General features: G+C 72.6%; 24 protein-coding genes. 16 read left to right on the top strand and 8 right to left on the bottom strand.

Annotated features, from left to right (window positions below):
* Positions 1 to 32: 32 nt before the first annotated feature.
* Both EV382_RS09160 and EV382_RS09155 read right to left on the bottom strand, forming a co-directional pair.
* The gene (locus EV382_RS09160; RefSeq protein WP_130401143.1) at positions 33 to 986 is read right to left on the bottom strand and encodes a 5'-3' exonuclease; all 954 of its coding nucleotides are present in this window, start codon (positions 984 to 986) and stop codon (positions 33 to 35) included.
* A 58-nt stretch (positions 987 to 1044) separates the two neighbouring features.
* Positions 1045 to 1272 carry a hypothetical protein gene (locus EV382_RS09155; RefSeq protein WP_130401142.1) on the bottom strand — a complete coding sequence of 76 codons (228 nt, stop codon included), beginning with the start codon at positions 1270 to 1272 and terminating at the stop codon, positions 1045 to 1047.
* Positions 1273 to 1438: 166 nt separating this feature from the next.
* On the opposite strand from EV382_RS09155, the gene EV382_RS09150 reads away from it, so the two are divergent.
* Positions 1439 to 2326 (top strand): winged helix-turn-helix transcriptional regulator, encoded by an 888-nt coding sequence (locus EV382_RS09150; RefSeq protein WP_130401141.1) that lies wholly within the window; start codon positions 1439 to 1441, stop codon positions 2324 to 2326.
* A gap of 67 nt (positions 2327 to 2393) precedes the next feature.
* Here EV382_RS09150 and EV382_RS09145 read toward each other — a convergent pair whose 3' ends face one another.
* Positions 2394 to 3761 (bottom strand): glycosyl hydrolase family 18 protein, encoded by a 1368-nt coding sequence (locus EV382_RS09145; protein WP_130401140.1) that lies wholly within the window; start codon positions 3759 to 3761, stop codon positions 2394 to 2396.
* 200 nt (positions 3762 to 3961) lie between these two features.
* Between EV382_RS09145 and EV382_RS09140 the strand changes: the two genes are divergently transcribed.
* From EV382_RS09140 to EV382_RS09130, 3 genes are all read left to right on the top strand, one after another.
* Positions 3962 to 5077 carry a M24 family metallopeptidase gene (locus EV382_RS09140; RefSeq protein WP_130401139.1) on the top strand — a complete coding sequence of 372 codons (1116 nt, stop codon included), beginning with the start codon at positions 3962 to 3964 and terminating at the stop codon, positions 5075 to 5077.
* Positions 5074 to 6216, top strand: a complete 1143-nt coding sequence (locus EV382_RS09135) for an acyl-CoA dehydrogenase family protein (RefSeq protein WP_130401138.1) — start codon at positions 5074 to 5076, stop codon at positions 6214 to 6216. Before EV382_RS09140 ends, EV382_RS09135 begins: the two co-directional genes overlap by 4 nt.
* A 105-nt stretch (positions 6217 to 6321) precedes the next feature.
* A complete protein-coding gene (locus EV382_RS09130; protein ID WP_130401137.1) occupies positions 6322 to 6828 on the top strand; it encodes an Lrp/AsnC family transcriptional regulator in 507 nt (168 codons plus the stop codon).
* Here EV382_RS09130 and EV382_RS09125 read toward each other — a convergent pair.
* Complete coding sequence (locus EV382_RS09125; RefSeq protein ID WP_130401136.1) at positions 6758 to 7369, bottom strand: histidine phosphatase family protein; 612 nt, start codon at positions 7367 to 7369, stop codon at positions 6758 to 6760. The genes EV382_RS09130 and EV382_RS09125 overlap by 71 nt on opposite strands.
* A gap of 158 nt (positions 7370 to 7527) precedes the next feature.
* Here EV382_RS09125 and EV382_RS09120 point away from each other — a divergent pair, with 158 nt between their 5' ends.
* The 3 genes from EV382_RS09120 (at position 7528) to EV382_RS33310 (ending at position 9144) form a co-directional block, all read left to right on the top strand.
* The gene (locus EV382_RS09120) at positions 7528 to 7722 is read left to right on the top strand and encodes a CsbD family protein (RefSeq protein ID WP_130401135.1); all 195 of its coding nucleotides are present in this window, start codon (positions 7528 to 7530) and stop codon (positions 7720 to 7722) included.
* A gap of 72 nt (positions 7723 to 7794) precedes the next feature.
* Positions 7795 to 8136, top strand: coding sequence for a YnfA family protein (locus tag EV382_RS09115; RefSeq protein ID WP_130401134.1), 342 nt, complete (start codon positions 7795 to 7797; stop codon positions 8134 to 8136).
* Between the two features lie 60 nt (positions 8137 to 8196).
* Entirely contained in the window at positions 8197 to 9144 is a 948-nt protein-coding gene (locus EV382_RS33310) for a polysaccharide deacetylase family protein (protein WP_244236598.1), read from the top strand.
* A gap of 94 nt (positions 9145 to 9238) precedes the next feature.
* Here the strand turns inward: EV382_RS33310 and EV382_RS09105 are convergent, their stop codons facing one another.
* Complete coding sequence (locus EV382_RS09105; protein ID WP_130401133.1) at positions 9239 to 10630, bottom strand: KamA family radical SAM protein; 1392 nt, start codon at positions 10628 to 10630, stop codon at positions 9239 to 9241.
* Positions 10631 to 10769: 139 nt separating this feature from the next.
* Between EV382_RS09105 and kdd the strand changes: the two genes are divergently transcribed.
* The 9 genes from kdd (at position 10770) to EV382_RS09060 (ending at position 21138) form a co-directional block, all read left to right on the top strand.
* Positions 10770 to 11831, top strand: coding sequence for an L-erythro-3,5-diaminohexanoate dehydrogenase (gene kdd, locus EV382_RS09100; protein WP_130401132.1), 1062 nt, complete (start codon positions 10770 to 10772; stop codon positions 11829 to 11831).
* A 4-nt stretch (positions 11832 to 11835) separates the two neighbouring features.
* Positions 11836 to 13401, top strand: a complete 1566-nt coding sequence (locus tag EV382_RS09095; protein ID WP_130401131.1) for an amidohydrolase — start codon at positions 11836 to 11838, stop codon at positions 13399 to 13401.
* A 39-nt stretch (positions 13402 to 13440) separates the two neighbouring features.
* Entirely contained in the window at positions 13441 to 15000 is a 1560-nt protein-coding gene (gene kamD / locus EV382_RS09090; protein ID WP_130401130.1) for a lysine 5,6-aminomutase subunit alpha, read from the top strand.
* The gene (kamE, locus tag EV382_RS09085; RefSeq protein WP_130401129.1) at positions 14997 to 15761 is read left to right on the top strand and encodes a lysine 5,6-aminomutase subunit beta; all 765 of its coding nucleotides are present in this window, start codon (positions 14997 to 14999) and stop codon (positions 15759 to 15761) included. The genes kamD and kamE overlap by 4 nt, the downstream gene beginning before the upstream one ends.
* Positions 15758 to 16162 carry a 3-aminobutyryl-CoA ammonia lyase gene (gene kal, locus EV382_RS09080; protein WP_130401128.1) on the top strand — a complete coding sequence of 135 codons (405 nt, stop codon included), beginning with the start codon at positions 15758 to 15760 and terminating at the stop codon, positions 16160 to 16162. Before kamE ends, kal begins: the two co-directional genes overlap by 4 nt.
* An 11-nt stretch (positions 16163 to 16173) precedes the next feature.
* Complete coding sequence (locus EV382_RS09075; RefSeq protein WP_130408621.1) at positions 16174 to 17511, top strand: glutamate mutase L; 1338 nt, start codon at positions 16174 to 16176, stop codon at positions 17509 to 17511.
* Between the two features lie 479 nt (positions 17512 to 17990).
* Positions 17991 to 19706 (top strand): apolipoprotein N-acyltransferase, encoded by a 1716-nt coding sequence (gene lnt / locus EV382_RS09070; protein WP_130401127.1) that lies wholly within the window; start codon positions 17991 to 17993, stop codon positions 19704 to 19706.
* A gap of 34 nt (positions 19707 to 19740) precedes the next feature.
* Complete coding sequence (locus tag EV382_RS09065; RefSeq protein ID WP_130401126.1) at positions 19741 to 20550, top strand: polyprenol monophosphomannose synthase; 810 nt, start codon at positions 19741 to 19743, stop codon at positions 20548 to 20550.
* A gap of 69 nt (positions 20551 to 20619) precedes the next feature.
* On the top strand, positions 20620 to 21138 hold the full coding sequence (locus tag EV382_RS09060; protein ID WP_130401125.1) for an FxsA family protein: 519 nt from the start codon (positions 20620 to 20622) through the stop codon (positions 21136 to 21138).
* A gap of 70 nt (positions 21139 to 21208) precedes the next feature.
* Here the strand turns inward: EV382_RS09060 and EV382_RS09055 are convergent, their stop codons facing one another.
* The 3 genes from EV382_RS09055 to EV382_RS09045 all read right to left on the bottom strand — a co-directional run bounded on the left by EV382_RS09055 (position 21209) and on the right by EV382_RS09045 (position 24327).
* Positions 21209 to 21550, bottom strand: coding sequence for an RNA polymerase-binding protein RbpA (locus EV382_RS09055; RefSeq protein ID WP_030327608.1), 342 nt, complete (start codon positions 21548 to 21550; stop codon positions 21209 to 21211).
* A 228-nt stretch (positions 21551 to 21778) separates the two neighbouring features.
* A complete protein-coding gene (locus EV382_RS09050) occupies positions 21779 to 22933 on the bottom strand; it encodes a coiled-coil domain-containing protein (protein WP_130401124.1) in 1155 nt (384 codons plus the stop codon).
* Positions 22934 to 22959: 26 nt separating this feature from the next.
* Entirely contained in the window at positions 22960 to 24327 is a 1368-nt protein-coding gene (locus EV382_RS09045) for an MFS transporter (protein ID WP_130401123.1), read from the bottom strand.
* Positions 24328 to 24341 lie beyond the last annotated feature (14 nt).

Raw genomic sequence — 24341 nt, 5'->3', positions numbered from 1 at the left:
TCATCGATGCGGGCCCCGGCTGCCCGGGGTGTTTACCGAGGTTGGGGTGTGGGCGGAAGCTGCTGCCCACGGGGAGCGGCGAGGGCGTCGACCAGGCGGCGGGCCGAGCCGGCGAGGTTCCAGCGTTGGGCGAGTTCGAGAAGCCGGTCCGGGTCGGCCGGCGCGGTCGGGAGCGCGGTGGGCAGCTCCGGCAGGGGCACGTCCAGGGCGACCCGGACCACCGTCGGCGCGACGCCCAGATAGTCGCGTGCCGCGACCAGTTTGGCGCGCAGGCCCGGCGCGAAGGACGAGTCGGAGTCGTCGAGCGCGGCCAGGATGCCGGCGACGCTGCCGTAGCGTTCGATCAGCCGGGCGGCGGTCTTCTCGCCGACGCCGGCCACCCCGGGCAACCCGTCGCTCGGGTCGCCGCGCAGCGCGGCGAAGTCGGCGTACCGGTCGGCGGGCACGCCGTAGCGGGCGCGTACCGCGGCGTCGTCGCAGTCGTCGAGTTTGGCGACGCCGCGCCCCACGTAGAGGAGCCGGACCGGCCGGGCGTCGTCGATGAGCTGGAACAGGTCCCGGTCTCCGGAGACCACCTCGACCGGGCCGGGCTGGGTCACCGAGAGGGTGCCGAGCACGTCGTCGGCCTCGTAGCCGCTCGCGCCGACGGCGGTGATGCCCACCGCGGCCAGCACTTCCAGGATCATCGGCACCTGCGGGGAGAGGGTGTCCGGGACGATTTCGCCGCCCTCGGGGGCGACCCGGTGGGCCTTGTAGGACGGCAGCAGGTCGACCCGCCACGCGGGGCGCCAGTCGTGGTCCAGTGCGCAGATCATCCGGTCGGCGCCCCGGACCCGGATCAGGGTGGCGAGCATGTCGAGGAAGCCGCGGACCGCGTTGACCGGGGTGCCGTCCTCGGCGCGGGCGGCGGACTCCGGAATGCCGAAGTAGGCGCGGAAGTAGAGGCTGGCTGCGTCGATCAGCAGGATCGGGGGTCGGTGTGCCACGCCGGACAGCCTGGCACAACCGTCTGACGATCGGGGGTAGGCCCGGCCGCCGCTGGTGTCAGCGTCGCTCGTCGGAGCGGTAGAGGGCCTCCCGTCGGGCCAGGTGCTGCACGATGTAGCTGGTCACCAGCAGCAGGATCGCGACCACCACCTCGACCCAGGCGGCGATGCCGTCGGCGACGGTGACGCCGATGATCAACAGGACCAGGCCGACGAGGGCGAGGACCCCGGCCCACAGTTGGCGGCGACGGCGTGTCGCCGCTCGGCTCGCCTGGTTCGCTGCCACGTCGGTCCTCCCGGTCGGGGAGTCCGCGCGGCTCCCCGCTTCCAGGCTAGGGCTCCCGGTGGGGTTCGAGCCGGGAAACCGACGCGTGGGCCGTGGGCTGCCCGGGATCGATAACGTTCCAATCTGAAACGGACTATAGTCGGGGCGGAATCCACGGAGGTTGCCGGTGCGGCGAGAGGATCTTGTCGACGCGGACTGCGGTATCGCGCAGGCGCTCGGCGTGCTGGGGGACTGGTGGACGTTCCTCATCGTCCGCGACGTCGCCGGCGGCACGACCCGCTTCGACGCGCTCCAGCGGGAGCTGGGCGTGAGTCGGCGGGCGCTGACCGAACGCCTCGCCTCGCTGGTCGAGCACGGCGTGCTGGAGCGTAGGCCGTACTCGCAGCACCCACCCCGCTTCGACTACCTGCTCACCGCGCGGGGCGAAGGGCTGTTGCCGGTGCTGATCGCGTTGCAGGACTGGGGGACGAGGCATCTCATGGGCGACGGTGCGGTGACCGCGACGGCCGACGCCGGCTCGGCCGAGGCGCGCCGTGTGCACGAGTTGATCGGCCGGCGGATGCCCGAGGTTGTCCTGCCCGCCGCCGACGGGCAGCCGGTCGCGGTGGCCGCGACGGACGGGTGGACCGTGCTCTACCTGTTCCCCGGGGCGTACGCGCCGGGAACGGACGGCTACCCGCCCGGCTGGGCGGATATCCCCGGTGCGCGGGGGTGCACCCTGGAGTCGCACACCTACGCCAAGCGTCATCCGGACTTCGTGGCCGCCGGTGTGCGGGTGTACGGCGTCAGCACCCAGCGGCCCGACCAGCTCGCCGACTTCGCCGCGCACGCCGGACTGCCGTTTCCACTGCTCTCCGATCAGGATGGCCGGTTGGCGGCGGGGCTGTCGCTGCCCGTGTTCCGCGCGGGTGGGATGACCCGGTTCAAGCGGCTGACGCTGCTGGTCGGCCCGGCGGCGGTGGTGCGGGCCGTGCAGTTCCCGGTCAGCGACCCGGCCGGCTCGGTGCAGGAGATGCTCACGGTGGTCCGGGAGTTCGCCGAGGTCCCCGGCTGACGCTGTCGCGTCGACCGGGGACCGTGCGATCCGGCTGGCCGGGTCCCGCCGGCCTCCTTCCGGGGCGTCAGGCGGGGAGCGTCCAGCGCTGGTTGGCGCCGGCGAAGCAGTCCCAGATCTGCAACCGGGTGCCGTCGGCGGAGCTGTTGTCGGTGGCGTCGAGGCACTTGTTCGACTGCGGGTTGCGCAGCGTGCCGTTGGACTGGGCCTGCCAGACCTGCGCGCCGGTGCCGTTGCAGTCCCAGAGTTGGACCTTCGCGCCGTTGGCGGTGGCGCCGCTGGTGATGTCGGCGCACTTGCCGAGGGCGCGCAGGGTGCTGTCGCTGGCCACGGTCCAGGTCTGCGCGTTGGTGCCGTTGCAGGTCCAGAGCTGGATGGCGGTGCCGTTGGCGGTGCTCGCCGAGGCCACGTCGACGCATTTGCCGCCGATCCCGGTGATCCGGCCGGTGCGGCCGGTCGGCGGCGGGGTGGTGCCGCCCATGATGGTGTCGTACATGGCGCTGAGCAGCGAGGTCGAGCCGGACATGTCCTGGCTCAGCTCCCAGTTCATCACGCCGCCGGCGTTTGCGAGGGCCCACTGGGTCTTGCGCTTGACCGTCGGGATGCCGTTCCAGCACTGCTGGCTTCCGCCGATGGTGGCGCAGTCCCGGTTGGCGTTCGCCGGGTCGAGCCCGACCAGGTACGAGTAGTTGTAGTACACGGGTCGGCTGTAGAACGGGATGCCGAGGACGGCCTTGCTGGCCGGCAGCCCGCGGGCCTTCCACAGGTTGACGCTGTTGATCGACCAGTCGTAGTTGGCGTGCGGGCTGCCGCCGTCGTACGCCATGATGTTGAGCCAGTCGACCTGGTTGAACACGGCCGTCTGGACGCCCTGGACGCTGGGGCCCTCGGAGACCACGGCGGCGGTGAGCAGCTTGCCGCGACTGCGCATGGCGCTGCCGAGCTGTGTCATGAGCGCCGTGTAGTTGTTCGCCGAGGTGCCCGGGTCGGGGTATTCCCAGTCCATGTCGACGCCGTCGAGGTTGTACTGGTTGACGAGGTTGACCAGGTTGTTGACGAAGGTGGTCCGGGTGCCGGAGTTGGCCGCGAGGGCCTCGAAGGCCGAGTCGTTGCCGTCGTTCCAGCCGCCGACGGCGATGGAGACCTTCACGTTGTTGGCGTGCGCCTGGGACACCAGCGAGGAGAGCCGGTTGCCGTCCACCCCCTGCAGGCTGCCGTTGCTGTTGGGGAGCACGAACGCGTAGTTGATGTGGGTCAGTTTGTTGTACTGGATGGTGTTGATGTTGCCGGCCCAGGAGGGCAGGTAGCCGACGCTCTTGAAGTTGTTCGGCAGCACCACGGCCTGCGCGGCGGTGGGGACGAGGGCGAGGGTGGAGGCGGCTGTGGCCAGCGCGAGTGTGCCGGCGGCGAGGGCGCGGCGCAGTGGTGAGGACATCGGGGGCCTTCCCGTGGGCGGGGGATGACACCGCCCGCGCAGGGTGTCGCGGGCGGGGCGTGCGGGACGCAGGTACGGGTGGGCCTCGAGGCAGCCAAATCTTAAAGAGTGTTAACTGTCGGAGTCAATCAACAACTGTGGATTTCCGGCCGGGATGGTGCCGATAGGGAGTTTGCCCAAACGACCGTTAAGCTGACGGGGTGGGAATCGACGAGCTGTACCCGCCGGATCGGCTGATTGCCGCACAGCGCGCCACCGCCGCCGCCGGCCTGGACGCCCTGCTGCTCACCCCCGGCTCCGACCTGCGGTACCTGACCGGGTACGACGCCCACGCGGGGGAGCGGCTGACCTGTCTGGTGCTGCCCGCCGAGGGCGAGGCGACCCTCGTCGTGCCCCGACTCGAACGCCCCGCCGCCGAGGCGTCCCCCGCGCCGACGACCGGGGTGCGCATCGTCGACCACGTCGACGGCACCGACCCGTACCCCCTGGTCGTCGCCGCCCTCGACGGCCCGGTCGCGGCGGTCGGGCTGGCCGACCGGATGTGGGCCGAGCAGGTCCTCGGCCTGCGCGCGGCGCTGCCCGACGCCGCGCAACGGCTCGCCGGCGAGGTGCTGCGCGAGCTGCGGATCCGCAAGTCCCCGGCGGAGATCGCGGCGCTCGCCGAGGCCGGCGCGGCAATCGACGAGGTGCACCTGCGGATGGGCGAGTGGCTGCGCCCCGGTCGCACCGAGGCCGAGGTCGCCACGGACATCGCCGCGGCGATCCGCGCCGCCGGGCACGTCACCGTCGACTTCGTCATCGTGGCGGCCGGCCCCAACGGCGCCAGCCCGCACCACGGCACCTCCGACCGACCGATCGGCGTCGGCGAGCCGGTGGTGGTCGACATCGGCGGCACGATGGCATCGGGCTACCGCTCGGACTGCACCCGCACCTACCTGGCGGGCGGAGCGGCGCCGGCCGACTTCCTGGACTACTACGCGGTGCTGCGCGACGCGCAGCGCGCCGCCGTCGAGGCGGTGCGGCCCGGGATCACCGCCGCGGCGGCCGACGCCGCGGCCCGGGCGCCGATCGCCGCCGCCGGCTACGGTCCCGCGTTCCTGCACCGCACCGGCCACGGCATCGGGTTGGACGGCCACGAGGAGCCGTACCTGGTGGCGGGCAACGACCGACCCCTCGATGCCGGTATGGCGTTCTCCATCGAACCGGGCATCTACCTGGCGGGCCGGCACGGCGCCCGCATCGAGGACATCGTCGTCTGCACCACAGACGGCGTGCAACGGCTCAACACCACCCCCACGGAGCTCATCGCGCTATGACTGTCGACCGGATCCTCCCCACCGACGAGGCCCACGACCTGCTGGGTCTCGCCACCGAGCTCGCCGACGGCGAGCTCGCACCGAAGGCCGCGGCCTTCGAGGAACGCGCCGAGTTCCCCCGCGAGGTGCTGCGCACGCTGGGCCGGGCCGGCCTGCTCGGCCTGCCCTACCCCGAGGAGTACGGCGGCGCGGCCCAGCCGTACGAGGTGTACCTGCAGGTGCTGGAGATCCTCGCCAGCCGCTGGCTCGCGGTCGCCGAGGCGGTCAGCGTGCACACCCTGTCCTGCTACCCGGTGGCCGCGTTCGGCAGCGACGAGCAGCGCAAACTGCTGCCGGACATGCTCGGTGGGGAGTTGCTCGGCGCGTACTGCCTCTCCGAGCCGCAGGGTGGCTCGGACGCGGCGGCGCTGACCACCCGGGCCGATCGTGACGGCGACGCGTACGTGCTCTCCGGCACCAAGGCGTGGATCACCCACGCCCGCACGGCCGACTTCTTCAACGTGTTCTGCCGCACCGGAGGGCCCGGCCCGAAGGGGATCTCCTGTCTGCTCGTCGATGCGGGCACGCCCGGCATCACCCCGCAGGCGGCCGAGCGGACGATGGGGCTGCGCTCCTCCCCGGTGGCGCAGCTCGCCTTCGACGAGGCCCGGGTGCCGGCCGACCGGTTGATCGGCGGCGAGGGGGTGGGCTTCACCATCGCGATGTCCGCGTTGGACTCCGGCCGGCTGGGAATCGCGGCGTGCGCGGTCGGGCTGGCCCAGGCCGCCCTGGACTACGCGGTCTCCTACGCGCGGGAGCGGCAGCAGTTCGGGCGCTCGATCATCGACTTCCAGGGGTTGGGGTTCCTCCTCGCCGACGCGGCGACCCAGATCTCCGCCGCCCGCGCGCTGACCCTGGCGGCGGCCCGGCTGCGCGACGCCGGCCGCCCGTACGCGATCGAGGCGGCCAAGGCGAAGCTCTTCGCCACCGACACGGCGATGCGGGTGACCACCGACGCGGTGCAGGTGCTCGGCGGCGCGGGTTACGTGGCCGACCACCCGGTGGAGCGGTACATGCGTGAGGCGAAGGTGCTCCAGATCGTGGAGGGCACCAACCAGATCCAGCGGATGGTGATTTCTCGGGCCCTCGCGAAGGGCTGAGAACGGTGGTGCTGGCGGCCGCGGTGGGTGCACCGCGGCCGCCGTCCGCGCGCGGTGCCGGTTACGTCGTCGCCGTGCGACGGTTTTCCCGGTAGGTTGCACGCCGTGGAGGAGATCGACCGCGCTATCGTCGCCGCGCTGACCGCCGACGGCCGTCTGTCGTACACCGACCTGGCCGAGCGGGTGGGGCTGTCGGTGTCCGCCGTGCACCAGCGGGTCCGCCGGCTGGAGCAGCGCGGGGTGATCAAGGGGTACGCCGCCCGGGTGTCGTTCGAGGCGCTGGAGCTGCCGTTGACCGCGTTCGTGGCGATCCGGCCGTTCGATCCGTCGCAGCCGGACGACGCTCCGGAGCGGCTGGCCCACCTACCGGAGATCGACTCCTGCTACTCGGTGGCCGGGGAGGACTTCTACCTGCTGTTGGTGCGGGTGGCCAGCCCGACCGATCTGGAGCGGGTGCTCCAGGAGATCCGTACCTCGGCGAACGTCACGACCCGCACGACGGTGGTGTTGTCCACGCCGTACGAGAGCCGGCCGCCGAAGATCAGCGCTGCGGCGTCGGGTCGGTCGCGGTCCCGGGGGCCGGAGGAGCCGGCTGGTTCCACCGCAGGATGACCTGCCGGCCGTGTTCCTGACCGAGCGCGCTGACCGTGGCGGTGTCCAGGCGTAGCCGCCCGCCGGCGGACGGGGGCAGGCCGATCCAGCGGGCGCCGAGCACCCGCAGGCTGTGGGCGTGCCCGACCAGTGCGACGGTGCCCCGGTCGAGCAGTGGGGTGACCCGGGCCAGCACTCGGTCGAGTCGTTCGCCGACCTGCGCGGGGGACTCCCCGCCGGGGCAGCCGTCGGTCCAGATGTTCCAGTGCGGGTCGTCGTCGTGGATGTCGACGGTGGTGCGGCCCTCGTACTCGCCGTAGTTCCACTCGCTGAGGTCCTCGTCGACGCCGTCGACGGTGAGCCCGGCCAGCTGCGCGGTGCGTAGCGCCCGGGAGCGGGGGCTGGCCAGCACGCTGACGAAGCGCCGGCCGGCCAGGAAGGCGGCCAGGGTGCGGGCCTGTCGCTCGCCGTCGGGGGTCAGCTCCAGGTCGGTGTACGAGGTGTGCCGCAGGCTGGCGCTCCAGGTGGTCTCGCCGTGCCGGATCAGCAGGAGCTCTCCCATGCGGTCAGTTAACCACCGTGATCCGCGCCGACAGGCCGTCCTCCCTCAACCTATCGTCCTAGGATGCCTTAGCGGGTGTGTGCCACCCGGCACCACCGGTTTCGGCACCGAAAGACCGGGCAAGCGAGCCAGGACAACCGCCAGACCGAGGAGGCGCGATGAGCTTCACCGAGAAGGCCAAGAACAAGGTTGAGCAGATGGCCGGCGCGGCGCGGGAGCGCGTCGGCGATATGACCGACAACGAGCGGATGCGTGGCGAGGGCGCCAGCCAGGAGAGTGACGCGCGCGCCAAGCAGGCCGGTCAGAACGCCAAGGACGCCGGTCGCAACATGAAGGACGCCTTCACGAAGTGACCTGAGCGGTCTGCGGGTCCCCGGACGCCTCGTCGTCCGGGGACCCGTCGTGTTGCGGCTAGTGTCGCGGGGGTGACCGTGCTGCGTTCCCTCGTGTTGTTCGCGCTGGCCGCGTTGGCCGAGATCGGCGGCGCCTGGCTGGTCTGGCAGGGCTGGCGGGAGCAGCGGGGCCTGTGGTGGATCGCAGCCGGGGTGGTCGCGTTGGGCTGCTACGGGTTCGTCGCGACGTTCCAGCCGGACGCGAACTTCGGCCGGATCCTGGCCGCGTACGGTGGGGTGTTCGTGGCGGGTTCGCTGGGCTGGGCGATGGTGGTGGACGGCTTCCGCCCCGACCGCTGGGACGTGGCCGGGGCGGCGCTGTGCCTGCTCGGCGTGGCGGTCATCATGTACGCCCCGCGCGGCGGTTCCGCCTGACCCGTGCGAGGCTGCCGCGCGGGGCAGTGAGCCGGTCTCGCGTCTGCGATGATCTTCGGCGTGATCCGAGCTCGGCGTCGCCGGTTTCTTGGCGTCCTGGTGGTGGCGGCCGTTCTGGGCGGTGCGGGGTGTGCGGCGTCCCGGGTGCCGCCGTCGAACCCTCCGGTCTTCGCCGGCTCGTCCGCCTCGTCGACCCCGTCCACGACGTCCGTCGCGCCAACAGTCGACGCCTCGCCAGCGACGCCGTCCACAGCTGTTTCCCCGGCCGTGCCGTCGGTTGGCGCCTCGTCGACGCCGGCGGTCGCCACGGTGCCGGGCGCGACGCCGATCGGAGTTCGTGCGCCGGTCGTGGACCACGGGCCGCGGACCGGCAACAAGGTGGCGTTGACCTTCGACGCGGACATGACCGACGCGATGCTGGCCAACCTTCGTGCCGGTCGGGTGACGTCGTACGCCAACCTGCGCATCCTCGACCTGCTGGAACGGGAGCAGGTGCCGGCGACGTTCTTCCTGACCGGCAAGTGGGTGCGGCGGTACCCGGATGTGACCCGTCGGATCGCAGGCAATCCGCGCTTCGAGTTGGCCAACCACACGTACGGGCACGCGGCGTTCACCCGCGACTGCTACGGCCTGCCTTCGCAGCCGGTGGGCGAGTTGCGCGACGACGTGGCGAAGACGTTCGAGGTGATCAAGCCGTACGGGGGTCGGCAGACCCGGTACTTCCGGTTCCCGGGGCTCTGTCACGATGCGGCGGCGTTGGACGCTCTGGCCCCGCTGGGTGTGACGGTGGTCGACGGGGACGTGGTCAGCGGGGATCCGTTCGCGAAGGCGTGGAGGCCGTTGGTGCGGGCGGTGCTGGACCACGCCCGCCCGGGGTCGGTGGTGATCATGCATGTGACCGAGGCGAACGCGACGATGACCGACGAGGCGTTGCCGCACATCCTGGCGGGGTTGCGTGAGCGGGACCTGGTGCCGGCGCCGTTGTCGGAGGTGTTGACCGGCGCCTGAGCGCGCACCCCGTCCGATTGATCAAGAGGTTTGCGTCAAACCGGAGATCACCGTTGACGCAAACCTCTTGATCACCGAAGAGCGAGGTGGTGGGTCAGTCGTCGCGGTGGGCGTTCCACCACTGCTGGCCGTCGGCGGGGAGGGTGTCGATCGGGTCGTAGTAGGCGTAGCGCTTGTTGAGCGCCTCCAGGTCGGCCGATTCGATGGAGGTGCGGTAGTTCTTCGTCCAGTAGGAGATGCCGCGCTCACGGTCGTATTCGGTGAGCATGTGCACCCAGCGCTTGCCGACGAAGGGGACGTCGCAGACGATCCGGGGGGTGGCGTAGCCGGGGAGGTAGCCCATGATGTCGTGCTGGAGCTGCTGGGCGTGCCAGACCGGGACCCGCCAGTGTTCGGCGTTGGGGATCATGTCGCACATGTAGAAGTAGTACGGCAGGATTCCGGCCTCACCTTGGAGGGCGAAGCAGAGGTCGAGCAGTTCCGGGGTGGTGGCGTTGACGCCGCGCATGAGGACGCCCTGGTTGCGGACGTCGCGGACGCCGACGTCGAGGGCGGTCTGGGCGGCCTTGGCGACCAGTGGGGTGAGGGACTGGGCGTGGTTGACGTGGGTGTGGATGGCGAGGTTGACGCCGCGGCGGGCGGCGGTGCGGGCGACGCGCTCCAGGCCTTCGACGACGTCGGGCTGTAGCCAGTGTTGGGGTAGGCCCATGAGGGCTTTGGTGGCGAGCCGGATGTCGCGGACGGTCTCCAGTTCCAGCAGTCGCATGAGGTAGGACTCGAGGTTGCGCCAGGGGACGTTGGCGACGTCGCCGCCGGAGACGACCACGTCGCGGACGCCGGGGTGGGCCTTGAGGTAGGCGATGTGGGCGTCGTAGCGGTCGACGGGTTTGAGGGTGAGTTTGAGTTTGTCGACGGCGGGGGTGGAGTTGCCGACGAGGTCCATCCGGGTGCAGTGCCCGCAGTACTGGGGGCAGGTGGAGAGCAGTTCGGCGAGGACCTTGGTGGGGTAGCGGTGGGTGAGGCCTTCGGCGACCCACATGTCGTGCTCGTGGAGGCTGTCGCGGCTGGCGTAGGGGTGTGAGGGCCAGTCGGTGCGTCGGTCGGAGGCGACCGGGATCATGTAGCGGCGGATGGGGTCGGCGAGCAGCGCTTCGGTGCTGGGGGTCGCGAACGGCACCATCGTGTTGATCATCTGGGGTGGCACCAGCATGGACATGGTGGCCAGGGCCTTTTGGTCGGCCTCGAGGTCGGCGTAGAAGGTGTCGTCGATCAGGTCGCCGAAGACGGCGCGGAGCTGCTTGATGTTCTTGACGCAGTTGACGCGCTGCCACTGGGCGGATTCCCACTGGTCCCGGGTGACGTGGCGCCAGCCGGGGAAGCGGGTCCAGTCGGGTTCGACCAGGGGGCGGCGGTGGTATTCGTAGGGCTGCCCGGCGGTCGGTACGGCGACCGGGGCGTGACGGGGGTGCGGGATGGTCTGGGTCACGGCCCCTCCTCGGTGGTGCGATGGTCAACGGGCCCGAAGGCTACTGGAAAATATTCGGTACAGAAACTAGTCTGCCGTAAGTTTTCCCGTTACGCGAGCCTTGACCGGGGCTTCGGGCGGCTGGACAGGGGAGGTCGGCGTGACGTCACCGGTGGGACTGCACCGCGTCGTGGAACCGGCGGGGGTGTTGCCGCAGGCGGCCTGGCGCCTGGACGCATCGGCCGCGATCGCACCGAACGAGGTGCGGATCCGGGTGCAGCGGCTCAACCTGGACGCGGCGAGTTTCCGGCAGTTGTCGGAGAAGCACGGCGGGAACGGGGACGCGGTCCGCGCCGAGGTGTTGGACATCATCGCGGCCCGGGGGAAGATGCAGAACCCGGTGACCGGGTCCGGTGGGATGCTGATCGGCACGGTCGAGGAGGCCGGTCGGCGGTCCCCGCTGGGGCTGCGGGCGGGGGACCGGGTCGCCACCCTGGTGTCGTTGACGCTGACGCCGCTGGTCATCACCGACGGGTTGGCCCAGTGGGACGGACGCAGCGAGCAGGTGCCCTGTGCTGGGTGGGCGATCCTGTTCGCGCGTTCCATCGCCGCGGTGCTGCCGCCGGACGAGGACCCACAGTTGTCCCTGGCCGTGCTGGACGTGTGCGGGGCGCCCGCGCTGACCGCCCGGGTGGTGTCACGGTATGTGGAGGAGCGTCAGCGTAGCGGTGATCCGACGCCGGTGCGGGTCGCGGTGATCGGTGGGGCCGGTAAGAGCGGGTCGCTGTCCCTGGCCGCGGCGCGGCGTGCGGGCGCCGCTCGTACCGTCGGGGTGGTGCCTGTGGCGGCGGAGCGCGACGCGCTGACGGCCGCCGGGTTGGCGTCGGTGGTGGCGTTGGCCGACGCGCGGGACCCGGTGGGGTTGTCCACGGCGGTGACCACCGCGTTGGGTGTGCCGGCGGACGTGACGGTGGTCTGCGTGGACGTGCCGGGGTGTGAGCACGGGGCGGTGCTGGCGACCGCGGACGGCGGCACAGTGATCTTTTTCTCGATGGCGACGAGCTTCTCGGCGGCGGCGTTGGGCGCGGAGGGGTTGGCGGCGGACGTGACGATGCTGGTGGGCAACGGGTACGTGCCGGGGCACGCGGAGTTGGCGTTGGGGTTGCTGCGCGCCGAGCCGGGGGTGCGTCAGCTGTTCGCGGCGCGGATCGCGGCAGACTGAGGTCATGACGAACCCCTCGACGTTGTACCGCGGCGGTGTGCTGTACTGCCCCGCCGATCCGAGTGCGACCGCGCTGTTGGTGTCCGGTGGGCGGATTTCCTGGTTGGGGGTTGACGGTGACGCGCCGCCGGCCGACCGGGTGGTGGATCTGGACGGGGCGTTGGTGGCGCCGGCGTTCGTTGACGCGCACGTGCACGCCACCGACACCGGGTTGGCGTTGTCCGGGCTGGAGTTGTCCGGGGTGCGCTCGGGCGCGCAGTTGTTGGACGCGGTGGCCGGGTTCGCGGCGGGTCTGCCGGCGGACGCGGTGGTGCTGGGGCACGGGTGGGACGAGTCGGGTTGGTCGGATCCGGCAGTGCCGGACGCGGCGGCGCTGCACCGGGCGGCCGGTGGTCGGCGGGTGTACCTGTCGCAGGCGTCGATCCACTCGGCGTTGGTGTCGTCGGCGTTGTTGGCGGCGTGTCCGCAGGTGGTCGAGGCGGCGGGGTACGACGCGTCGGGGTGGTTGCGGCGCGACGCGCACCATGTGGTGCGGGCGGCCGCGCAGGGGTCGGTGAGTCGGGCGCAGCGGGTGGCGGCGCAGCGGGTGGCGTTGGCGCACGCGGCGTCGTTGGGGATCGCGGCGGTGCACGAGTGTGGTGGGCCGCAGATCTCCGACGAGGAGGACTTCACCGGTCTGCTGGGCATCTCCGGCGCGGGGTTGCCGGAGGTGTACGGGTACTGGGGTGAGTTGGGTGGTGCGGCGCGGGCCCGGGAGTTGGGTGCGGTGGGCGCTGGTGGGGACCTGTTCGCCGACGGGGCGTTGGGGTCGCGCACGGCGCACGTGTCGGTGCCGTACGGCGACGGTGACGGGTGCGGGCACGGGTACCTGTCGGTGGAGCAGGTGCGCGATCACCTGGTGGACTGTGCGGCCCAGGGCATGCAGGGCGGGTTCCACGCGATCGGTGACGCGGCGATCGGCACGGTCCTGGACGGTTTCGCGGCGGCGGCGCGGACGGTGGGTGTGGAGCGGTTGCGGGCGGCCCGGCACCGTATCGAGCACGCGGAGATCATGAACAAGCGGTTGATCGCGGGGTTCGTGGAGTACGGGGTGGTGGCGAGCATGCAGCCGGCGTTCGACCGGTTGTGGGGTGGCGCGGGTCGGATGTACGAGGCGCGGTTGGGGTTGGACCGGTCGTTGGAGTCGAACCCGATGGGTGCGATGCACTCGGTGGGGGTGGCGTTGGCGTTCGGGTCGGATTCGCCGGTGACGCCGTTGGATCCGTGGGGGTCGGTGCGGGCGGCGGTGGCGCACCACAACCCGGCGCAGCGCATGGGTGTGCGGTCGGCGTTCGCGGCGCACACGCGTGGTGGGTGGCGGGCGGTGCACCTGGATGCCGAGGGGGTCCTGGCGTTGGGTGCGCCGGCGACGTTCGCGGTGTGGTCGACGCCGGCGGGGGTGCGGCAGGGCCTGCCGGTGTTGGTGGCCGAGGACCCGGAGGCGCGGGGTGCGGACGATCCGACGCCGCTGCCGGTGTGCCGGCGTCTGGTGCTGCGCGGTGAGGTCATCTATGAGGAAGGGTCGCCGTGATCGGGCGAGCCGTCAGGCACAGCAACGAGTGGATGGTCGATGAGCAAGCTTGATCTTGATCCGGTGTTGGTGGCGCGGGCGCGGGAGTTGGCGCGTCGGGCCGGGCAGCCGGTGGTGGACCTGGCGCGCAGCCACACCACGGTGTCGGTGGAGCGGGCGGTCCTGCGGTTGGCCGGGGTGACCGGCGCCGACCCGGAGGGCATTCCGTGGGTGAACCGGCTCGTCGACGCGGTCGCCGCGGACGTGGGGTTGGGTCACGGGGTGGCGGTGCCGGTGTTCGACGCCCTGGCCCGGGAGGGCGGCACCGACGTGACGTTGCTGGCGCAGAAGGCGGCCGCCGGGTCGGTGCGGTTCACCCAGCCGACCGGGCGGGCCGCGACGGCGGCCCGGTCGGCGGCGCGGAAGGCGGTCGGCGCGGGCATCCGGCGCATCGACCGGCGGCGGGCCGAACGGGACCGGCTCATCAAGCGGCACGGGGATCCGGCGCAGCGGCCGTGGATCTACCTGATCGTGGCGACCGGTGACATCTACGAGGACATCCCGCAGGCGCAGGCGGCGGCGCGCGCGGGTGCGGACGTGATCGCGGTGATCCGCTCGACCGGGCAGTCGTTGCTGGACTACGTGCCCGAGGGTGCGACGCGGGAGGGGTTCGCCGGCACGTACGCCACGCAGGAGAACTTCCGGCTGATGCGGGCGGCGTTGGACGAGTCGTCGAAGGAGGTGGGCCGTTACGTGCGGTTGACCAACTACGCGTCGGGGCTGTGCATGCCGGAGATGGCGACCCTGGCCGGGTTGGAACGCCTCGACATGATGTTGAACGATTCGATGTACGGGATCCTGTTCCGCGACATCAACCCGGTGCGTACGTTCGTCGACCAGCGATTCTCCCGGCAGGTGCACGCCCGCGCGGGGATCATCATCAACACCGGTGAGGACAACTACCTGACCACCGCTGACGCGGTGGACGAGGCGCACACGGTGACGGTGTCGCAGCTGCTCAACGAGTTCTTCGCGCATGAGGCGGGGTTGGCGGACTGGCAGTTGGGCCTGGGGCACGCGTTCGAGATCAACCCGGAGGTGCCGGAGTCGTTCCGGCTGGAGTTGGCGCACGCCCTGCTGGCCCGGGAGTTGTTTCCCGACGCGCCGTTGAAGTGGATGCCGCCGACGAAGCACATGACCGGGGACGTGTTCCGGGGCAACCTGCTCGACGGGTTCTTCAACCTGGCCGGGGCGCTGACGGGTCAGGGGATCCTGCTGGTGGGGATGATGACCGAGGCGGTGGTGACGCCGTGGTTGTCCGACCGGGACATCGCTCTGCAGAACGTGCGGTATGTGCTGGGTGCGGCCGGTGGGCTGCACGAGGACTTCGTGCCCGCGCCGGGCGGGTTCATCCGCCGACGCGCCAACCAGGTTCTCGGTGAGGCTCTCGATCTGTTGGACCGCATCGGGGAGCAGACGTTGCTGACGGCGATCGCCGAGGGCACCTTCGGGATCATGAAGCGGCCCGCAGACCGGGGCAAAGGGCTCGACGGGGTCGCGGCGCACGAGGCCGACTACTGCAACCCGGCCACCGACATCCTGGAAGGGGACGCGGCATGAGCGCCGCCGACGCCGCGAAGAAGATCGTGCGCCCGTACGGGGACACCACCGGTGACGGGATGGTGCAGGTGTCGTTCACCCTGCCCGTGGGCCACGACAAGCGGGCCGAGGGCGCGGCGGTGCAGTTGGCCAACAAGATGGGCATCGACCCGGCGATGGTGGTGCACGCCAAGCCGATGGGTGACGGGTTCACGTTCTTCGTGGTCTACGGGCGGGTCAACCACCTGGTCGACCTCGACGCGGTGCAGGTGGTGGAGCGTGACTTCGCGTTGCTGTCGGCGAAGGACGTCAACACGGTGATCAAGCAGCGGTTGCGGCGCAAGTTGTCCGTGGTCGGGGCGTGCATCGGCACCGACGCGCACACCGTGGGCATCGACGCGATCCTCAACGTCAAGGGCATCGCGGGGGAGAAGGGCCTGGAGTACTACCGGGAGTTGAAGGTCACCAACATGGGTGCGCAGGTCAGCGTGCCGGAGTTGGTGCAGACCGCCCGGGCGGAGAAGGCCGACGCGGTGCTCGTGTCGCAGGTGGTCACCCAACGCGACGCGCATCTGCACAACACCCGGGAGATGTCGGCGGCGTTCCGGGAGGCGATGCCGGCGGGGCGGCGGCCGCTGCTGATCGTCGGTGGTCCCCGCTTCGACGAGACGATGACCGACGAGTTGGGCGTGGACCGGATCTTCGGTCGGGGCACCACCCCGGGCGAGGTGGCCAGCTACCTCGTGCACGCCCTGATCACGCAACGGAAGGCGATGGCATGACCGACGCACGGCTGGGGTTGACGGTGACGCACCGGCGGTATGTGCCGTACTCGCACGCCCATTACGCCGGCAACCTGGTCGACGGGGCGTACGCGCTGGGGTTGTTCGGTGACGTCGCCACGGAGGTGTGCATCCGCACCGACGGTGACGAGGGTTTGTTCGCCGGGTACGCCGATGTGCGGTTCCACGCGCCGATCCACGCCGGGGACGTGGTGCAGGTGACCGCGCAGGTGTCGCGGGTGGGCACCCGTAGCCGCACCCTGGAGTTGAGCTGCGCGGTGGTGTGTCGGGGCCGCCCGGACCGTTCCGCGTCCGCCGCGGAGGTGCTGGACCCGCCGATCGTGGCGGTCACCGCGACCGGCACCGTGGTCGTTCCCGCCGACGTGAGTCGCGAGGAGTGACGGGAAAGCCTGTGACGCTGGCGGTCTGCGCGGACGTCGGTTCCACGTACACGAAGGTGGCGGTGGTGGACCTGGCCGGCGGTGTCCTCGCCGGTGCGGCGTCGGCGCCCACCACGGTGGGCACCGACGTGCTGCACGGCCTGGACGCCGCGGTCGCGGCGGCCACCGCCGGGCTCGGGGTGCGGGACGTGCCGTGGTACGTGTGCTCGTCGGCCGGTGGTGGGTTGCGGCTGGCGGTGATCGGCTACGAGCCGTTGGTGACGGCGCAGGCCGGCCGGCGGGTCGGGTTGTCCGCCGGCGCGCACGTGGTGCACGTCGCGGCGGGTCGGCTCGGCGGGGCCGATGTGGCGGCGTTGCGGGCGGCCCGCCCCGATGTGGTGCTGCTCGTCGGTGGCACCGACGGCGGCGACGCCGACACGATCACCCACAACGCCACCCGCCTGGCGCGGGCCCGGTGGCGGCGACCGGTGGTGTACGCGGGCAACGCCGACGTGCGCGAGCGGTTGACCGGGGTGTTGCGTGACGCGGGGGTGCCGGTCACCGGGGCGGAGAACGTCCTGCCGCGCATCGGGGTGCTCGCCCCGGCGTCGGCGCGGGCGGCGATCCGCGCGGTGTTCCTGCGTCATGTCATCGGTGGTAAACGACTGTCGCGGGGTTCCCGGTTCGCGCGGCTGGTACGGGCGGCCACCCCTGACGCGGTGCTCACCGGTGTGGAGGTGCTCGCCGACAGCGTCGGTGGTGACCTCGCCGTGGTCGACGTGGGTGGGGCCACCACCGACGTGTACTCGGTGCTGACGCCCGACGAGCGGGCCACCGGGCCGGGGCGGGAGGTCGCCGGGAGTCTGTGGCGGGCCCGCACGGTGGAGGGCGATCTGGGTATGCGGTGGAGCGCCCCCGGGGTGGTGCGCGCCGCCGTTGAGGAGCGGCTGCTCGCCGCGGACGAGTCCGTGGACCTGGCGGCGGCTGCGGCGCGGCGGGCGGCCGACCCGGGGTTTCTGGCTGTCGACGACGTCGAGCGGGCCGTGGACCGGCGCATCGCCGCTCTGGCCGCGACGGTCGCCATGCGCCGGCACGCCCGGGGTGCGGCCACCGGGGAGCGGGCGGGGCGGGACCTGCGCGACGTGCGGCTGCTGGTGGGCTCCGGTGGGGTGTTGCGGCACGCGCCGGCGGACGGGTCCGGGCAGGTGCTGACGGCGGTCCTGGCCGACCACGCCGGCGGGTGGGCGCTGCCGCGGGCCGCCGCGGCGGTCGTCGACGCCGACTACGTGTTGGCCGCCGGTGGGCTGCTCGCCGAGGAGCACGGGGCGGCCGCGCGGGCGCTGCTGCGTCACCACCTGCGTACGCATTGAGACTCGCCGACCCGACACGCCGTGGCGCAACACACGACAGGCCGGCTGTGGGTTGACAACCGACGGGGGTCGGCACGTACCGTCTTTGAGTCCTACCACGGGAAGCGGCTGTTGTTCGCTTCGTCCCTTCGTCCGCTGGCCGAGCGACATGTTTCAGCGTCATCGTCGCGGCGGCCAGGTCCAGCGGGCGGGGGTCGGCGGGGCGGCGCGAACCGGCCGCGGTTACCGGTGTACGGGCAGGGTGAGGTGCACGGCCAGTAGACAACGGCCCGGCGGGGGCAGCCAGTCCACGTCCGGTCGGTCCGAAGGTCGTCGTGCCCCATCCTCGCCCCACCGGCCGGGAAGGGCCTGGGAGCATCGGGGCGCGGCGTCAGCCGCGCCCCGATTTTGTGTCCGCTGGGCGGTTCGTGCCCGACGGCCCGACGCGGCCGGTGCACCCGTCAGCCAGGTAACCTTCGCCCCGTGATCGAGGTGAAGCGGTGACGACCCTGGACCGGGATGAGACCCACACCCCGGCGGTGCTGCCCCGGCCGGTCGTCGCCGGTCGGCCGCTGCCGCTGCGGGTCGCGGTGCCGTTGGCCGTGGCCGCCGGGCTGGCCCTGCTGGCGGCGTTCCCCCCGTACGGGGTGTGGCCGCTCGCGCCCGTCGGGGTGGCGTTGCTGGCCGCCGCCGCGCACCGGCGCCGGTTGCGCGCCGGCGCGGGCCTGGGCTTCCTGACCGGGGTGGCGTTGTTCGCCCCGCTGCTGGCCTGGACGAATCTGCACACCGGCTACCTGCCGTGGGTGCTGCTGTCGCTGCTGCAGGCCGGTTACCTGGCGCTGCTGGGGATGGCCACGGCCTGGGTGTCGCCGCTGGCCGACCGTGGCCGCTGGGCGTGGCCGGTGCTGACCGGGCTGCTCTGGGTCGGGCAGGAGGCGCTGCGCGACCGCACCCCGTTCGGTGGGTTCCCGTGGGGGCGGTTGGCGTTCAGCCAGGACACCTCACCGCTGCTGCGCCTGGCCGCGCTGGGCGGCGCCCCGCTGGTCACCTTCGCCGTGGCGCTGATCGGCGGGTTGCTGGTCACCGCCGCCTGGCGGGGCTGGGTCACCGCCGCGCGGCGCCGTACCCCGCAGGGCGGCCCAGCCGGCGCTGACGGGCCGCTCGACACCCCGCCGGGCCAGGACCCCCCGCTGCGCGGCGACGGCCCGCAGGGCGGCGCTGTCCGGCGGTGGGCGCCGGTGCTCGTACCGGCCGTGGTGGCCGTCGCGGTGACCGCCGGGGGTCTGCTCGTGCCGGTCGCCACCGCCGGGTCCGGGGCCACCGTCACCGTGGCGATCGTGCAGGGCAACGTGCCGCGGCTGGGCCTGGACTTCAACGCCCAACGGCAGGCGGTGCTCAACAACCACGTCGACGCCACCATCGAACTGGCCGGTCGGGTCGCCGCCGGGCAGCAGCAGCGACCCGACCTGGTGGTGTGGCCGGAGAACTCCAGCGACATCGACCCGCTGCGCAACCCCGCCGCCGGGGCGCGGATCTCCCAGGCCGCCGACACCATCGGCGCGCCGATCCTGGTCGGCGCGGTGCTGCTGGGCCCCGGGCCCGGGCAGGTCCGCAACGCGGGCATCCTGTGGCACCCCGGCACCGGCGCCGACATGGAGCAGCTGTACACAAAACGCCACCCGGTGCCGTTCGCCGAGTACGTGCCGCTGCGTGACGTGGCGCGGATGGTCAGCAAGCAGGTCGACCTGATCCGCAACGACTTCGTGCCGGGAAGCACCCCGGGCGTGGTACGCGCCGGCCCCACCGTGCTCGGTGACGTGATCTGCTTCGAGGTCGCCTACGACGAGGTGGTCCGCGACACCGTCACCGGCGGCGCGCAGCTGCTGGTGGTGCAGACCAACAACGCCACGTTCGACGTGGCGGAGGCCCGCCAGCAGTTGGCCATGGTGCGGCTGCGGGCGGTGGAGCACGGACGTCCGGCGTTGATGGCCTCCACGGTCGGGGTGTCCGGGTTCGTCGCACCCGACGGGCGGGTAAGCGATGCCACCGGGTTCAACACCCGGGAGGTCGTGGTGCGGCAGTTGCGGCTCGACGACGGACGCACCCTCGCCACCCGCCTCGGTTGGTGGCCCGAGGTGACGCTCGCCGCGCTGGCCGTGGCGGCCCTGCTCGGCGCGGCGGTGCTGCGCCGGCGGCAGCGGGTCATGCCCGGATAGCAACAGCCGGTACGCCGGCGGGAGCGGAGGAACCGTGATCCAGGCGACCGATACGATTCGACGCCCGGACGAGGTGCCCGGGGTGGGTCGGGTGCTGGTGGTGATCCCCACCTACAACGAGGCCGACAACATCGCCGTGATCGTGGGTCGGGTGCGGCGCGCCGCCCCGGCGGTGCAGATCCTCATCGCCGACGACAACAGCCCCGACGGCACCGGCGCGATCGCCGACACCCTCGCTGACGGCGACGCGCACGTGCAGGTGCTGCACCGCCAGGGCAAGCAGGGTCTCGGCGCGGCGTACCTGGCCGGGTTCGAGTGGGCGCGTGAGCACGGCTACCAGGCGGTCGTGGAGATGGACGCCGACGGCTCGCACGCCCCGGAGGACCTGCCGGCGTTGCTGGACGCCGCCCGCGACGCCGACGTGGTGATCGGTTCGCGGTGGACCAGCGGCGCGCGGGTGCTCAACTGGCCGTTGCGGCGGTTGCTGCTGTCGCGCGGCGGCAACCTGTACGCGCGCCTGGCGTTGGGCATGCCGGTCTCCGACGCCACCGGCGGTTACCGGGTGTACCGGATCAGCGCGTTGGACGCCATCGACCTGGGGTCGGTGACGTCGCAGGGGTACTCGTTCCAGGTGGAGCTGTCGCGGCTGGCGCACCAGGCCGGGGTGCGGATCGTGGAGGTGCCGATCACCTTCGCCGAACGGGAACGCGGCGACAGCAAGATGAGCCCCAGGATCGTCGCCGAGGCGCTGTGGCGGATCACCGCCTGGGGTGTGCGCGACCGGCGTCAGGCGGTCCGTCGGGGCCTGCACGGCACCGCCACCGGTCAGGCGCGGTGGCCGTGAGCGCGGCCGTGTCATGCTGGATGAGCGGAACACGTCCGTGGTGTCCGCTGCGATGGGCGATGAGGTGAGATGCGCCGAGGACTGAGGTTCGTACCGTTGGCCCTGTTGCTGGCGGTGGTGCTGGAGCTGGCGGTGTTCGTCGGTGTGGGGCGGGCGCTGGGGTTCGGGGCGGCGGTGCTGCTGGTCTTCGCCGCGTCCCTGCTGGGTCTGGTGCTGCTGCGCCGCGAGGGCATGCGCGCCTGGCGGGGGTTCCGCTCCGCGGCGGCGGCCGGGCAACCCCCGGGTGGGCAGGTCACCGACGGGCTCGTCGGGTTGGCAGGCGCGCTGCTGCTGGCGGCTCCCGGCCTGCTCAGCGGGCTGATCGGGGTGCTGCTGCTGGTGCCGCCGGTGCGTCGACTGGCCCGCGCCGGGGTGCGCCGCGCCACCGAGCGGCGGGTGTCGTCGATGGTCGCCGGTGACCTGTTCGGGCCCCGCACGGTGCGGGTGCGCCAGGGCGCCCCGCAACCGGCCCCGCGGCCGGAACAGCCGGTGGTGGTCGACGGTGGTCAGGCCATCGAGGGCGAGATCGTCGAACCCGGCCGGCACTGACACCACGCACCGACACGACAGCGCCCCCGGGGTTGAACCCCGGGGGCGCTGTCGTGGTGCGTCGTGCGGCTCAGGCGCGGCCGCGGCGGGTCCGAACTTCCTGCAAACGCTCCTCGAGGATGTCCTCCAGCTCGGCGATCGAACGCCGCTCCAGAAGCATGTCCCAGTGGGTACGCGGGGGCTTGGCCTTCTTCTGCTCCGGCTCGCTGCCGTCGACGAGTCGGGCGACGCTGCCGTCGAACTTGCATTCCCAGGTCGTCGGGACCTCGGCGTCGACGGCGAACGGCACCTCGAACTGGTGGCCCTTGGCGCAGAGGTACTCGCGGGTCTGACGCGGCGCGAGCTCCGTGTTGCGGTCGGATTCATAGCTCACCGCGCCAAGGCGGCTTCCGCGCAGCATACGCTCGCCCATGATCGACTTCCCCTCGTTCGTGGTGCTGGTCTTCTGGGTGTAACGGTGCGTCCCCGCCGAGCCATTCCCGCCCGAGGGCGTGAGGCATCCACGGGTGGGCCGGGACCAAGGGTAGCTGGCCGGGACGCGCACCCGGTGAGGTGATCCCCAGGCGCGTCGCGGCAACGGTGTGTCCGCCGCCACCCGGGGGTTAACCGCCCGAGCCTACCGAAGGTTGCGCCACGACCCTCAGGTGGCGTCGCCGGTGCCGGCGGCACCGAGGCGGGCCAGCGCCAGCGCCAGGTCGCTGACCTGATCGCCGAGCTGCGCCACCCGCCGCTGGGCCAGGTCCCGGTCGGTTTCGGCGGCGTCGAGTCGTACCGTCAGGGCGGTGCGGTGACCCTCGGCGGTCGCCGCGGCCTGCCGGGCCACGGTGAGCTCGGCGGTGAGGGTGTCGCGCTGCGCGGTGAGAGCGGCCAGCTCCGCGCGCAGCCGCGCGATGTGCTCCGCGGCCTCCTGCCGGGCCTCGTCGGCCTGCCGGGCGGCGACCTCGGCGCGGTCGCGGGCCCGGTCGGCCTGCTCGCGCGCCCGGGTCGCGTCGGCGGCCTCGGCGCGGGTGCGCGCCGCGTCGGCGCGGGCCTGCTCGATCTGACGGCGGACGTCCTGCACCTCGGCCTGCCACCGCCCGGCCCGCTCGGTCGCCTCGGCGGCGACCCGGGTGGCCTGGTCGACCTGGGCTTGCAGCGCGTCGCGTTCCACGCCGAGATCGACCACCCGCTGCCGCTCGGCGTCGCGTTCGGTGCGCAGGTCCCGCACCTCGGTGCGGGCCTGGTCGCGGTCACGCTCGGCCTGGGCGCGCAGCGCCTCGGCGGCGCTGACGTCGTGGCGGGCCCGATCGCGGGCGGCCTCGGCGTGCTGCGCCCGCTCGTCGGCGGCGGACGCCTGCCGGTGCGCCTGCTCGGCGCGCTGGCGGGCGTCGTCGGCCTCGGCGCGGGCGTCGCGGGCCTGGTCGCGGGCGCGCGCCGCGTCGGCCGCCGCGGCCTCGGCGTCGTCGCGGGCCTCGTCGCGTTCGGTCTGCGCCGCCGCGATCTCGGTGGCGGCCTCCGCGCGGGCCTGGGCGAGCTGCCGCTGCACCCCCACCGGGGACAGCTCGGCGTGCAGGGACTCGGTCAACGTCTCGACGATCTGGTCGAGCCGGTCCACCGCCTCCCAGGTGCGGGCCACCTGCCCGGGCAGACCGGGGGCGTTGCGGTGACGCATCCGACTGTTGCGGGAGGCGCGCTGGCAGGCGCCGTCGTTGTCACGGCAGTACCGAAACGGTCGACCCGCGCCGACACGCTGCGGCACCGGCCGTCCACAGTGGGCGCACGGGCGGGTTTCGGTGGTGCTGGGCTGGGCGTCCATCGAGGGCGAAGTCTAGTGCCGGCCGATCAGGTCGTCGCCCGGGCCGTCGCGTCCAGGGTGTAGCGGCGTTGCAGCAGCAGCGCCGCGAGCATCGCCACCGCCGGCAGCAACCCGAAGCCGTAGCGGACCGCCGCGAGCGCGGCATCCGGCTGCACCGGCGACTCACCGGCGCTCGAGGCCACGAAACCACCCACGGTCAGGCACAGCGCGTACGCGTACGGGCCCAGCGCCGCGCCGGTGGCCTCGGTGGCTGTCCACACCCCGGTGTAGGTGCCGGCTCCGGTGGGCGTGCCGTCGGCGGTGTGGGCGGCGGCACGGATCACGTCGGGCAGCATCGAGAACGGCAGCAGCTGCATGCCGGCGAACGCCACCCCCAGCACCGCCACCGCGGCGACCAGCACCGGCAGGCCGGCCGGGCGGCCCACGGCCAGCACCAGCGAGCCGATCGCGAAGGCGCCCTGCGCGCCGAGCAGCGCCCGCTGCTTGCCGACGCGTCGGGCCACCACCAACCAGGCCGGGGTGACCAGCAGCGCGGGCGCCACGAACGCGGCCACCAGCACCGTGGTCAGACCGGGGGCGCGCAGCTCGTACTCGGCGTAGTAGGGCACCCCGGCGAGCACCAGGTGGGTGGTGGTGGACATGGCCAGGTACGCGGCGACCAGCCACCGGAACTGCGCATCGCGCAGCGCCGTGCGCAGCGCCCGCCACCCGCCGTGCCCGGACGCGGTGGCACCCGGCGCGCGGCCGCGCAGCCGGGCGATGCCGGCGACACCGACCAGCATGGCCGCCAGCATCCCGGCGGCGAGTACCAGGCCCATGCGCTGGTAGCCGCCGCGGGTCGCGGCGTCGCCGCCGGTGAGCAGCGGGGCCAGCAGCCCGGAGACCAGGATGCCCAGGGTCAGCACCACCATCCGGAACGCCATCAGGCGGGTGCGTTCGTGGTAGCCGATGCGCAGGTCGGCAGGGGTGGCCAGGTAGGGGACCTGGTAGGCGGCGAAGAGCAGGTTGCCGGCGATGAAGAACACCGCCACCCACGCGGCGGCCGGCGCGCCGGTCAGGCCGCCGGGCACGGCGAAGAGCGCGGCGAACGCGACCGGCAGGACGCAGCCGAGCAGCAGCAGCCGGCGACGGTCGCCGCGTCGGGTCTGCTCGACGTCGGCGCGGTGGCCCACCCAGGGGTGCAGCAGCACGTCGGCGATCTTCGGCAGCAGCAGCGCCAGACCGGCCAACCAGGGCCCGACGGCCAGCACGTCGGTGAGGAAGTAGAGCAGCAGCAGGCCGGGCACGGTCACCCAGACGCCCATGCCGAGGGAGCCGGCGGCGAAGCCCGCCAGCGGGCCACGGGGCAGCGTCGCGTCGGTGGCAGCCGCGGGCCGCCGGTCGAGCCCGGTCATCGCCGCATCCTCTC

The sequence above is a fragment of the Micromonospora violae genome, from assembly GCF_004217135.1.
GTDB classification, from domain to species: Bacteria; Actinomycetota; Actinomycetes; order Mycobacteriales; family Micromonosporaceae; genus Micromonospora; species Micromonospora violae.
The sequence above is the reverse complement of the archived record's forward strand: the minus strand, read 5'-3'. Positions and strand labels throughout refer to the sequence as shown.